Genomic DNA, 12204 nt, shown 5'->3' on the forward strand with positions numbered 1-12204 from the left:
GGTTGCTATTGATTGAATAGCATATGGTGCAGAACCCATCAGGGCTAGAGCCTTAAAATGCTTAAATTTCTGCGCCTTCGATCAGGAAGCGCACGCGCCGCACGCCCTGCCATTCATCGGCATCGAGCCGGAACGCGAGCTTGACTTTGGCCGGCAGCATCGCGGTGTGGCCGAACCAGATGCCGTCCACCGGCTGGCCCTGGTGTTTCAGTTTGAGCGCCAGGTGTTTCTCGCCCACCAGCCGCTGGGAAATCACCTCCACTTCTTCGCTGAAGGTCGGCGCCGCAAAGCCCTGGCCCCATACCTCTTTGTGCAGGGTGTCGACCAACTCGGCGCGGCGGTACTCGGCGCTTAGCGGACCATCGGTGTCGAGGCGGCGCGTGAGCGTGGCGGCATCCAGCCACTCGCGCGCCACGTCGGCGAGGGCCTGCTCGAACATGCCGAACTGTTCCTCGGCAATGGTGCAGCCGGCCGCCATGGCGTGTCCGCCAAAGCGCAGCAGCACGCCGGGGTGGCGCTTGGCGACCAGGTCGAGCGCGTCGCGCAGGTGAAAGCCGGGAATGGAGCGGCCCGAGCCCTTGAGCTCGTGCTCCTTGCCCGGCGCACGGCTTTGCGCAAACACGAACGCGGGGCGGTGCAGCTTGTCCTTGATGCGCGAGGCCACGATGCCGACCACGCCTTCGTGAAAGTCGGGGTCGAACACGCAAAGGGCGGGCGGCGGCTCGGTGCCTTCCTCGAACAGCGACTCGGCGACCCGCATCGCCTGCTCGCGCATGTCACCCTCGATCTCGCGCCGCTCGCGGTTGATGGCGTCCAGCAGGCGCGCCAGTTCGTCGGCGCGCGTCGCGTCATCGGTGAGCAGGCACTCGATGCCCAGCGTCATGTCGGCCAGGCGCCCCGCGGCGTTGATGCGCGGGCCCAGCGCAAAGCCGAAGTCGAAGGTGGTGGCGACCCTAGCCACGCGGCCGCAGGCGACGAACAGGCTGGCCAGCCCGGCCGGCAGCGCGCCGGCGCGCACGCGTTTGAGACCCTGCGCGACGAGGCGGCGGTTGTTGGGGTCGAGCTTCACGACATCGGCCACGGTGCCGAGCGCGACCAGCGGCAGCAGGGTGTCGAGCCGCGGCGCTGGAGCGGATGCGAAAGCCCCGCGCCGGCGCAGTTCGGCGCGCAGCGCCAGCAGCACATAGAACATCACGCCGACGCCGGCGATCGATTTGCTCTCGAAGGCGCAGCCGGGCTGGTTCGGATTCACGATGACGTCGGCGTCAGGCAGCTCGGCACCGGGCAGGTGATGGTCGGTGACGAGGACCTGCAGGCCCAGCGCCTTCGCGGTGGCCACGCCGTCCACGCTGGCGATGCCGTTGTCCACGGTGATCAGCACGTCGGCACCGCTGTCCTTCACGCGCCGCGCGATCGGGGCGGTGAGGCCGTAGCCGTCGACCACGCGATCCGGCACGATATAGCTCACCTGGCGCGCGCCCAGCAGGCGCAGGCCGCGCACGCCGACGGCGCAGGCGGTGGCGCCATCGCAGTCGTAGTCGGCCACGATGCAGAGTTTTTTGTCGGCCGCAATGGCATCGGCCAGCAGCACGGCGGCCTCGCGTGTGCCCCTCAATCCGTCGGGCGGCAGCAGGCGCGCCAGGCCATCGTCGAGTTCGTCCGGGTTTTGCACGCCGCGCGCCGCGTACAGGCGCGCCAGCAAAGGGTGCACGCCGGCCTGCTCGAGCGCCCAGACGGCGCGGGGCGGAATGTCGCGCGCTACGATTTTCATAGCTTATCGCGCAGAGAGGATAAGGGCTGACGGCCAAATTGACTCATTAACCTCTTGAGCAGCCCGGTGCGGCTGGCCTCAAACGTGAGCGCGCTGCGCTCGCCGCACAGCGTGAGTTGCACGCTGTGCCCGGCATCCAGCGCACGCAGCAGGGCGGCGCACTCGGTGGCATCGAGCTGCTGCCAGGCGGCGACCCATACAGCCCAGTCGCCCGCCAGCGCGGCCTCGCGCAGGGCCTGAGGCATCACCAGATCACTCGGTGCGGGCTCGCTCCAGCCAGCAGGCAGCGTGCCGGTGCCGCTGACCCAGAACGAATTGACCGGCGCCAGGCTGTGCGCGGCCCGTTCGTCGTTGAGCGGGTGCGTGTACAAGAGCATCTGCATCTCGTTTTGCAGGCGGCGCAGCGCGGCGGCCTGCGCCGTCTTCGGCCGCCAGGCGTCGATGTCGCGGCCCGCCACGCGGTCCAGCGAGGCCGTTGCCAGATCGCGGAACACCTCGCCGCGCGCCAGCCACTGCGTGGGCGCCGCATAGTGCAGCGTGATGCCGTCTTCCTCGAAAAAAGGGCGCATCGCGGCCAGCAGGGTTTGCGATTGCGGCGCCTCCAGGCCCTGCGCCTGCGGGTTGCCCATGACGATGTAGTCGGCGTGCACATGCCAGTGGCAGGGCGTGATCCAGGCCCAGTCGGCGCCGCTGGGGGTCTGTTGAATCAGGCCCGCCTGCGCGGCTTGCCGGGCCGCCCAGGGCACGCAGCCGTCCGGCGCCACCAGGCCCAGGGCGCGTGCGTGGGCGCGCTCATGCGGCGGCGTGAGGCTCGATGCGTCGGCAGTGTCGGTGTGGGTGAGTGTCAGGCGGCCCAGCAGTTTTTCCAGGTGGGGAAGTTTCAAACTCTCGAGCGCTTGCTGGCACGCGGGGGAACTGGAGGCGGCGAACGGAATCAACAGGTGCATGGCCTCTATTGTCCGGGATGCCACAATCAGCCCCAAAACCAAATCCCCTTCGGTAGATTCCAATCCCCCACGGTCGATGCAAATCCCCTACGAACTCATTCTCGGCTGGCGCTACACGCGGGCCGGCCGCGCCACGCGGCGCAACGGCTTCATCTCCTTCATCTCGGGCGTCTCCATGCTCGGCATTGCGCTGGGCGTGGCGGCGCTCATCATCGTGCTGAGCGTGATGAACGGCTTTCAGAAAGAGGTGACGGACCGCATGCTCAGCGTGGTCTCGCACATCGAAATCTTCGCGCCCGACGGTGCCGCGCTGCCGGACGTGGCCCGCACCATGGCCGAGGCCAAGGCCAATCCGCAGGTCATCGGTGCTGCACCTTTCATAGCGACTCAGGCCCTGCTGGCACGCGGCGGCGACATGAAGGGCGTGGTGATTCGCGGTATCGACCCGGCGCTGGAGCCGCAGGTGATCGACCTTGACGGGATCCTCAAGAGCGGTGCGCTGGCCAAACTGGTGCCGGGCAGCTTCGGCATCGTGCTCGGCGCGGATCTGGCGCACAGCCTGGGCGTGGTGGTGGGCGATCCGGTCACGTTGCTGGCGCCCAGCGGCGAGATCACGCCGGCCGGCGTGGTGCCGCGCTTCAAGCAGATGACGGTGGTCGGCACCTTCGACTCGGGCCACTACGAATACGACTCGACGCTGGCCATGGTGCACATGGACGACGCGGCGCGCATCTTCCGCCTGGAAGGTCCGACCGGCGTGCAACTCAAGCTGAAGGATTTGCACCAGGCCCCGGAAGTGGCGCACCAACTGGCCGGCACGCTGAGCGGCGACCTCATGATTCGCGACTGGACGCAGCAAAACAAGACCTGGTTCTCCGCCGTGCAGGTCGAGAAACGCATGATGTTCATCATCCTCACGCTGATCGTGGCGGTGGCGGCGTTCAACCTGGTCAGCACGCTGGTGATGACCGTGACCGACAAACGCGCCGACATCGCGATCCTGCGCACGCTGGGCGCCAGCCCGTCCAGCGTCATGGGGGTGTTCGTGGTCCAGGGCGCGATGGTCGGCGTGATCGGCACGCTGGCCGGCCTGCTGCTGGGCCTGCTGGTGGCGTACAACATCGACGTGATCGTGCCGTTCATCGAGCACTTGCTGCACACCAGCTTTTTGCCGCGCGACATCTACCTGATCAGCCGCATGCCCAGCGACCCGCAGCGCGGCGACATCATGCCGATCGGCATCATCTCGCTGGTGCTGTCCTTTCTGGCGACCCTGTATCCGAGCTGGCGCGCCAGCCGCGTGAACCCGGCGGAGGCGCTGCGCTATGAATGATGTGACGCGCCACGACATGGCGAGTGAAAAACCGGTCAATGCGGACTTGAGCCGCCATCCATCCCCCGCGGTGCTGCAAGCCAGCGGCCTGACCAAACGCTTCACCGAGGGCCGCCTGGACGTCACCGTGCTGCAGGGCGTGGACCTCGCGGTGCACGCGGGGGACACGCTGGCCATCGTCGGCGCCTCGGGCTCGGGCAAGAGCACGCTGTTGCACCTGATGGGCGGCCTCGATGCGCCCACCAGCGGCACCGTTGAGCTCCAGGGCCAGCGGCTGTCGCAGCTCAGCGCTGCGGAGCAGGGCGTCTTGCGCAATCGCAGCCTGGGTTTTGTCTACCAGTTCCACCATCTGCTGCCCGAATTCAGCGCGCTCGACAACGTTGCGATGCCGCTATGGATTCGGCGTATGGCCCGCGCCGAGGCTACGCAGATAGCTACGAAAATGCTAGCGCAGGTGGGTTTGCAGGAGCGCCTGCATCACCGTCCGGCCGAACTCTCGGGCGGCGAGCGCCAGCGCGTCGCCATTGCCCGCGCGCTGGTGACCCAGCCCGCCTGCGTGCTGGCCGACGAGCCCACCGGCAACCTGGACCGCAACACCGCCAACGGCGTGTTCGAGCTGATGCTGCAACTGGCGCGCGACCAGGGCACGGCCTTTGTGGTGGTCACGCACGACGCCGCGCTGGCCGCGCGTTGCAGCCGGCAATTACGGCTGGTGCAGGGCAGGCTGTCGGAATCGGCGTGACACGGCACCCGCTTCCCTCAAATTGAAGTCTCCTGATAAGCGGGCGGCAAGATGTGGGCCCCGCGCGTCATGCATATGCCAGCGTAGGCCTTGATCGCCGCGATCGACAGGGGTATGGCGCCAAAGATGATGAATACCAGGTCGCCCGGCAGGCGCAGCCATTCGAGCAGGCGCGCCGTATCGGTGCCGGTGTAGGCGAGGCTGCGCGCATGCCAGTAGCCGTGCTGCACGACGTCCCACACCTGCAGCACGCCGCCCGGGAACAGGCTCAACGCCACCATCATCAACAGGCCGATGTTGGTGCCCCAGAAACCGACCTTGATGTATTTTTCGATGCCCGGCCAGCGCGTGTCGTCGCTGGTCTGGCGCAGCACGAACACCATCAGTGCGATGGCCAGCATGCCGAACACGCCCATCATTGCGGCGTGGCCGTGGTTGGGCGTGAGGATGGTGCCGACTTCGTAGTAGCTGATGATCGGCAGGTTGACCAGGAACCCGAAGACACCCGCGCCGAGGAAATTCCAGAAACCCACCGCGATCAGGAAATAGAACGTCCATTTGTGCGGTACGCCGACCCGTTTGCCGCAGACATCGCAGTCGCCGCGGGTGGTGCGCACGAAATCCCAGGCATCCAGCGTCAGCAGCGTCAAGGGCACGACTTCCAGCACCGAGATCATGGCCGACATGGCCATGTTGAACTGGCTCTGCCCGGTGAAATACCAGTGATGGCCGGTGCCGATCAGGCCGCCGCCGAAGTACAGGATGGCATCCAGGTAAATGACCCGCAGCGCCGTGTTGCGCCGGGTCAGGCCAAGCTGGAAGAACGTCAGTGCGACCACCGTGGTGGCGAAGAACTCGAAGAAGCCCTCCACCCACAAATGGATGATCCAGAAGCGCCAGGTGTCGACCACCGTGAAGTTGGTCCTGGCACCGAAGAACAGTGCCGGGATATAGAACACGGGTATCGCCAGTGCAGCGTACAGGAACATCCGCGCCAGTGGCCGCGCGTTCGGGTTGACCACCGTGCGCGGGCGCGCCAGCCACCACAGCATCGCAAACCAGCCGAGCAGGCCGGCCACCAGCAGGTATTGCCAGAAGCGGCCGATTTCCAGGTATTCCCAGCCCTGGTTGCCGAACCAGAACCACCAGTCGCCCAGCAGGCCGGACAGGCCCGCCCACTCACCGAGCAGGCTGGCGCCAATCACTAGTGCAAACGCCGCAAAGAGCAGGTTGATCGCCGGTACCAGCCAGCGCGGTTCATCGGCGCGCAGCGAGCGGCCCAGGAACAAGGCGGCAGCGACGTAGGCCGTGGCGATCCAGAAAATGGCCGTCTGCAGATGCCAGATACGCAGCAGATTACTGGGAAAAATCTTCTCCAGCTGAAAGCCGTAGAAGCTGCTCGGGTCCGCGCGGAAATGAGCCACGCCGCCGCCCACCAGCGTTTGCATCAGGAACAGCAGCATCACGACCACGAAAAACTTCACCAGCGCGCGCTGCCCGCGGCTGGCCTGCCCCGGAATCACTTGCGGGTGCACGTGGTGGCCGCGCGTGATCCAGCCCAGATAGTCGAATTTGCCGAACGCCAGCAGCGCCGCGCCGATGCCCCCCAACAGCACCACCAGGCTCAGCGCACTCCACAGCAGGGCACCGGCCGGCGGCAGATTGCCGACCTCGGGGTCAAACGGAAAGTTGTTCGTATACGAGTAGTCGCTGCCCGGGCGATTCGCCACCGAGGCCCATGCCGCCCAGGTGATGAACGCCGTCAGTTGATGCAGTTCGACCGGGTCGGTGATCAGGTCGGGCTTGAGGCCGCCATTTTTTTCCGGGTCGTGGAAATAGCGGGTCCAGTGCACGATCTGCTGGCGATACGCCGCTGCTTCGGGCGCGGTCAACTGCAGCGTGTCGCTGGCGGCATCAAAGCGGTTGGTTTTCAGCGTCACCGCGACTTGCGCGCGAATCGCCGCCGCCTGTAGCGGCGTCAGTTCAGCCACGGGCTTGCCGTATTGCTGCTGTGCCAGCGCGGCGGCGGTGTCAGCGCCGATAGCGTGCAGTGCGTCGGCGGAGTAGTCGGGCCCGAGGTAAGCGCCATGGCCCCAGACGGTGCCGTTGTCCATCAAGCCATAACGCAGAAACAGCGCCTGGCCGTTGCTGATGTCCTCGGCGGTGAAGAGCGTCGTGCCGCCGGCATCCTTGACCTGGCCCGGTATCGGCGGCGCATTGCGGTAAGCCAGCACAGTGATTGCCAGCAGGCCGGCAAAACCGAGCACCAGCACGATCAGTATCGAACGCACCCACCACGGCGACAGTGGTGATTCTTCGGGTTCGCTCTTCGGTTGCGCGGCTTCGGTCATGACTATTCCTCCCGGCTCAATTATAAGTATCGATAGCATATCGGCGGACCGCATGCCGTTTACGGATTGCCGGCGGCGTCCGCTTTGGTGGCTCCAGCGGCCTTCAGCCGCTCGTCCAGCGTGGCGCGCACCCCCTCCGGATCCATCGGCTGTTGCAGAGTTGCCGCGTCCGGATCCTGGCGGTCCCGGACATTCGGCAAGTCGCGTCTCAACTCTTCCAGCAGGTCGATCAGTTTGGCGGCCTTCTGCTCAGTCAACAGCGTCACCTTCAGGTCCAGATGCGCCCGCTGTTCCTCCAGCTTCGCGAGCCGGTTCTGCTTGGTCAGAACCACGGTCGCGGTCAGCAAGGCGCCCAGACCGACAATGCCCTGCAGCCAGAAAAACGGCGCCGGATCGAATTCGGCGATGCCAAGCCGGTGCAATACGATGCTGGCGAGCATCCAGAGTGTGACAAAGAGCAGGATGAAACCCAAAAAAGCAGGCTGGCCGATCACCAGGCTGATGCGCTCCAGGATCCGTTGCCATCGGGAGATCTTTTCCTCTTCACGGGCGTAGAACGCCAGTACGGCCTCGATATTGCCGCTGAGTTGGTCGCGGTCCGATTCGCCTGGCTTATTTCCGGGATCCAGCGGCGGCGCCGACGCCGCGCCACGTTCGGACAGGTCCATGCGATTGGCGGGTCGGCTATCTCACACTACATTTTGTGATCGACGGGGCGAGGGCGGCGATGATCCACATCATGCTTCATGTGGCGTGCATGTCTGGCAACGAGACGGTGATGCACGTCTCGTTCATGTGATTGCATTTGGCGATCGTTGCGGGCGTCCGGGTGGCCGCGCAGGTCGGGGTTGTCCTGTGCTTGTGCATATGCGAGTGGCGCAAATGCCAGGATGAAGGCCACCAGGCCAGGTAATTTTTTCATTTTTGAATCCTTCAAATAGTGGGGGCTTGATCGGCCGCTTAACGCACCTGCACCGGTGCCAACGTTACGACGCCGCTGCAATAAAGTGGCACCCCTTGAGGCGCTTCTTCCAGGACAACATAGGAGAGCTCGCCCGATTGTTTGACGCCAATCAGATGCGCCAGCGCCGCCATCCGATGCCGAGCCTCCTGCATGGAGGGCGCCTTGATGGTGAGGCGGATCTGCCGGGTAATTGGGTCAAAAGGGCAGTAAAAATTGCCTTTTATGGCAACTTTCTCAGGCTTCGGATAAGCGGAATTGTTCATGCTTTTTTGCAAGGCAAGTTTTCACCGTTTGCCGGCAATGTCTTTGACGGTGCCGTTGGGCTGGTTTCTGTTCACGATGGTTTGCCTTGTAAAAATTGAATGAGCTGCTACGCAAATGAGTCAATCGATGACTGCAAATTCATGCTAATGAATCGTCAGGAGTTCATCTGTGCGATTGCATACATAGGCAAGGCTTTACCTGCCGCACATCCGTACCTGCATGCGTACCTGAGGCGGGCGCATCGTGTTCGGCCGATAGTGCGGTATCGAACGTTGGATGCAGCGCCGGCGCAGCCATCCGATCTCCTGTCGCTCTACACAAGAATAGTTCTTATGTTCGGTATCAAACATGAGATGTGAGTTTGAAACCGTACACTCGCTTTCTATACTTTACAAATGCGCGGCGCAAACCGCCTCGATTGCAGCCCTTGCAGCCAGACCTACTGGAGTTCCGTGATGACAGATTCCCGCGATGCCAAAAAAAACCACTTGCTCGCCGCGTTGCCCGATGCCGAATGGCAGCGTTGGCTGCCGCAGCTGGAATGGGTCGAGATGCCGCTGGGCGAGGTGCTCTATGAGGCGGGCAAGACACTGGAACATGTGTACTTTCCGACGACATCCATCGTCTCGCTGCTGTACGTGATGGAAGACGGCGCCTCGGCCGAGATCGCCGTGGTCGGCAACGAGGGGCTGGTCGGTATCTCGCTGTTCATGGGCGGCGAGTCCACACCCAGCCGTGCGGTGGTGCAAAGCGCCGGCCAGGGTTTCCGCCTGAAAGCGCAGACCATGAAGGACGAGTTCAACCGGGCCGGCCCGGTGATGCACCTGCTGCTGCGCTATACCCAGGCCCTGATCACGCAAATGGCGCAAACGGCCGTGTGCAACCGGCACCATTCGCTCGACCAGCAACTGTGCCGCTGGTTGCTGCTGAGCCTGGATCGCCTGCAGGGCAGTGAACTGGTGATGACGCAGGAACTTATCGCCAACATGCTGGGCGTGCGCCGCGAAGGCGTGACCGAGGGCGCGCTCAAGTTGCAGGAGGCCGGGCTGATCCGCTACGCGCGTGGTCGCATCTCCGTGCTGGACCGCCCGGGGCTGGAGCGGCGCACCTGCGAGTGCTATGCGGTGGTCAAGAAGGAATACGACCGGTTGCTGCCCGTGAAATTGGCGACGTAGCCTGCAACTTGGGGCGACGGCATCGCTGTAGGAGCGAGCCCACGCCCGAAACCGGTCGCCGCCGATAGCGCAGGCGGCCATCCGGCTGAATGATGGGACTCGAAGAATACAACGAGAGCCCCATGATTGCACCACCCCGCCACGTCTGCGCGCCGCGACAAAATCAGTTGCTTGCCGCGCTGTCTGACGCCGAATGGAATCGCTGGCAGGCGGATCTGCAACTGGTAGACCTGCGCCAGGGCCAGGTGTTGAGCGAGTCGGGCACGGCCCCCGTCTATGCTTACTTTCCGACCACGGCCATCGTGTCGCTGCTGTATCTGACACAAGAGGGTGCATCGACCGAGATCGCGGTGGTCGGCAACGACGGAGTGGTGGGTTTCTCGCTGTTCATGGGGGGCAACGCCACGCCGAGCCAGGCCGTGGTGCAACATGCGGGCCAGGCCTACCGGTTACCCGCGCAGGCGGTCAGGAATGAAGTCAACCGTGCCGGCCCGATGCTCGCCATCCTGCTGCGCTACACCCAACTCATGATGACGCAAATGGCGCAGACCGCCACCTGCAATCGCTACCACTCCATCAATCAGCAGTTGTGCCGCCGCCTGCTGCTGGGCCTGGACCGATTGCCGGCCGGGGAACTCGTGATGACGCAGGAACTGCTGGCCAGCCTGCTGGGCGTGCGCCGCGAAAGCGTGACCGCCGCGGCACTCAAGCTGCAACAGGCCGGCGTGATCCGCTACAGGCGTGGACACATCCAGGTGCTTGACCGCCAGCGGCTTGAGCAGTGCACTTGCGAGTGCTATACGCCGGCTCCAAAGGAATACAACGCGCCACCGTCTCCACGGCCGGCGCTGCTCGCTGCCTGAGCGGGATATTTATTTGCGGTTGTGTGCGCTGGCAGACGGTGATAAGCCCATGCTGCATGCACAATCGGCGTACCGATTGAGGCGGCATGCAATTGATGTGGTATTCGCTAGCAGGGTGATCTTCAGCGCACCCATCCCCCTGAGGGGCCAGCAACCTACCGGAGTGTCAATTTGGCCACCCCCGAGAACCACCTGATCGACCTGCTGCCGCGCAAAGACCGTCTGCACCTTCTGGGCTTGTGCGAGCCGGTCCATCTGGTGCTGGGTGCCGTACTGTGCGAGCCCGCCAAAGCGACGCGCCATGTCTACTTTCCCATTGACGGCTTTATCTCGCTGGTGGCAGCTATCGACGGCAAGCCGGGCCTGGAAGTCGGCATGGTCGGGCGTGAAGGCATGCTCGGTGCGCAGCTGGCGCTGGGTGTGAAGACCGTACCTTTGCATGCATTGGTGCAGGGCCCGGGCACCGCGTGGCGCATTGACGCCAGGGACTTCCGGCGCGAACTGATTGACAGCCAGGCCCTGCAACGCGTCATGAACCGGTACCTTTACGTGGTGATGGCGCAGTTGGCCACATCGGCCGTATGCCTGCGTTTTCACCTGATCGGTCCACGCCTGGCACGCTGGCTGCTGATGAGCCAGGACCGGGCGCACAGTGACAGCTTTCCAGTGACCCAGGAATTCCTCGCCTACATGCTGGGTGTACGCCGCGTCGGCGTCACGGCTGCCGCTGGTGCCTTGCAGCGCAGCGGGCTGATCGAATACCACCGCGGCGAGCTCAAGGTGCTCGATCGCAGCGGCCTGGAAGCCGCCGCGTGCGACTGTTATGGCGCCGACCGGCAGGTTTACGCCGGCGTGCTGGCCTGAGCCCGGGTTCGCACCTCGTTGTTGCCCTCTTTTCTCGACCCCAGTGTGTTTGCATAAACCCAGGTGAATTCGGCGCCGATCAGGAATATCTGGGCCGAGTAATAGACCCACAGCAGGATCACCACGAGCGAGCCGGCTGCGCCGAAGCCCGAGACGATGCCGCTGCCCCCGACATACCAGCCGATCAGTGACTTGCCCAGGGTGAACAGCAACGCCGTGAACACGGCGCCGACCCAGACATCCTTCCACTGCACGCGCGCACGCGGCATGACCTTGTAGATCAACGCAAACATGGCGCCCACCAGCAGGAAGCCGCCCACGGCATTGGCGGCGGCCGCCACTGCGTACCACGCCCCAAAGCTGGGTTCCAGCCAGCGCCCCGCCGTGGCCAGCGCGGCGCTCACCACGAGCGACACGATGAGAAGGAAGCCGATGGCGAGGATCATGCCGAAAGAGAGCAGCCGCGCCCGCACGAGCGCGAGCCAGCCATTCGTGCGCCGCTGCGCGGGAACGCGCCAGATGCGGTCCAGCGAGTCCTGCAGCTCACCGAACACCGACGTGGCACCCACGAACAGCAACACCACGCCGGCTGCGGTAGCGGCCGCGCCTTCGGCCGGCTTATGGACACTGGCCAGCAATCCCTGGACGGCGCTCGCGCCCTGATCGCCCATCAGGGAGCGCAACTGCCCGGCGATCTCGCCGCGGGCGGCGTCCTGCCCAAACACGAACCCCGCCACGGAAATGACGATCAGCAATAACGGCGCCAGAGAGAACATGGTGTAGTACGCCAGCGCTGCGCCCATGCTCGGCGCGTAATCGTCAATCCATGAATTTGCGACTTGCCTGGCCAGAGTCCAGCAGGAACGGGTGTCGATGTGCATGAGATGGCGCGGCAAGTGGGCGAAAAGCCCATCATCGGCGTCTTTGGCG

At 64.5% G+C, this 12204-nt stretch carries 12 protein-coding genes; 5 read left to right on the top strand and 7 right to left on the bottom strand.

What is annotated here, in order from left to right:
- Positions 1–61: 61 nt before the first annotated feature.
- The gene (gene recJ / locus EUB48_RS05145; protein WP_142817914.1) at positions 62–1771 is read right to left on the bottom strand and encodes a single-stranded-DNA-specific exonuclease RecJ; all 1710 of its coding nucleotides are present in this window, start codon (positions 1769–1771) and stop codon (positions 62–64) included.
- On the bottom strand, positions 1768–2718 hold the full coding sequence (locus tag EUB48_RS05150; RefSeq protein WP_142817915.1) for a phosphoglycerate mutase: 951 nt from the start codon (positions 2716–2718) through the stop codon (positions 1768–1770). Before EUB48_RS05150 ends, recJ begins: the two co-directional genes overlap by 4 nt.
- 76 nt (positions 2719–2794) lie before the next feature.
- On the opposite strand from EUB48_RS05150, the gene EUB48_RS05155 reads away from it, so the two are divergent.
- Positions 2795–4051, top strand: coding sequence for a lipoprotein-releasing ABC transporter permease subunit (locus EUB48_RS05155; RefSeq protein ID WP_142817916.1), 1257 nt, complete (start codon positions 2795–2797; stop codon positions 4049–4051).
- Between the two features lie 16 nt (positions 4052–4067).
- On the top strand, positions 4068–4793 hold the full coding sequence (lolD, locus tag EUB48_RS05160) for a lipoprotein-releasing ABC transporter ATP-binding protein LolD (RefSeq protein ID WP_142821099.1): 726 nt from the start codon (positions 4068–4070) through the stop codon (positions 4791–4793).
- A gap of 17 nt (positions 4794–4810) precedes the next feature.
- On the opposite strand, the gene EUB48_RS05165 is transcribed toward lolD, so the two are convergent.
- From EUB48_RS05165 to EUB48_RS05180, 4 genes are read right to left on the bottom strand one after another with little or no spacing between them, the layout of a single operon-like run.
- Positions 4811–7144: a nitric-oxide reductase large subunit gene (locus EUB48_RS05165; protein WP_142817917.1), complete on the bottom strand. Its 2334-nt coding sequence runs from the start codon at positions 7142–7144 to the stop codon at positions 4811–4813.
- A 59-nt stretch (positions 7145–7203) separates the two neighbouring features.
- A complete protein-coding gene (locus tag EUB48_RS05170; RefSeq protein ID WP_142817918.1) occupies positions 7204–7812 on the bottom strand; it encodes a DUF1003 domain-containing protein in 609 nt (202 codons plus the stop codon).
- Between the two features lie 26 nt (positions 7813–7838).
- Positions 7839–8066 carry a hypothetical protein gene (locus EUB48_RS05175; RefSeq protein WP_142817919.1) on the bottom strand — a complete coding sequence of 76 codons (228 nt, stop codon included), beginning with the start codon at positions 8064–8066 and terminating at the stop codon, positions 7839–7841.
- Positions 8067–8104: 38 nt separating this feature from the next.
- Positions 8105–8371, bottom strand: coding sequence for a hypothetical protein (locus EUB48_RS05180; RefSeq protein WP_142817920.1), 267 nt, complete (start codon positions 8369–8371; stop codon positions 8105–8107).
- A gap of 456 nt (positions 8372–8827) precedes the next feature.
- Here EUB48_RS05180 and EUB48_RS05185 point away from each other — a divergent pair, with 456 nt between their 5' ends.
- The 3 genes from EUB48_RS05185 (at position 8828) to EUB48_RS05195 (ending at position 11274) form a co-directional block, all read left to right on the top strand.
- On the top strand, positions 8828–9547 hold the full coding sequence (locus EUB48_RS05185; protein ID WP_142817921.1) for a Crp/Fnr family transcriptional regulator: 720 nt from the start codon (positions 8828–8830) through the stop codon (positions 9545–9547).
- A 122-nt stretch (positions 9548–9669) separates the two neighbouring features.
- On the top strand, positions 9670–10410 hold the full coding sequence (locus tag EUB48_RS05190) for a Crp/Fnr family transcriptional regulator (protein WP_210411693.1): 741 nt from the start codon (positions 9670–9672) through the stop codon (positions 10408–10410).
- Positions 10411–10581: 171 nt separating this feature from the next.
- Positions 10582–11274 (top strand): Crp/Fnr family transcriptional regulator, encoded by a 693-nt coding sequence (locus tag EUB48_RS05195; protein ID WP_142817923.1) that lies wholly within the window; start codon positions 10582–10584, stop codon positions 11272–11274.
- On the opposite strand, the gene EUB48_RS05200 is transcribed toward EUB48_RS05195, so the two are convergent.
- Positions 11253–12155, bottom strand: a complete 903-nt coding sequence (locus EUB48_RS05200) for a YihY/virulence factor BrkB family protein (protein WP_142817924.1) — start codon at positions 12153–12155, stop codon at positions 11253–11255. The two genes, EUB48_RS05195 and EUB48_RS05200, sit on opposite strands and share 22 nt — an antisense overlap.
- Positions 12156–12204: the final 49 nt, after the last annotated feature.

The sequence above is a fragment of the Rhodoferax sediminis genome (genome assembly GCF_006970865.1).
GTDB classification, from domain to species: domain Bacteria; phylum Pseudomonadota; class Gammaproteobacteria; order Burkholderiales; family Burkholderiaceae_C; genus Rhodoferax_A; species Rhodoferax_A sediminis.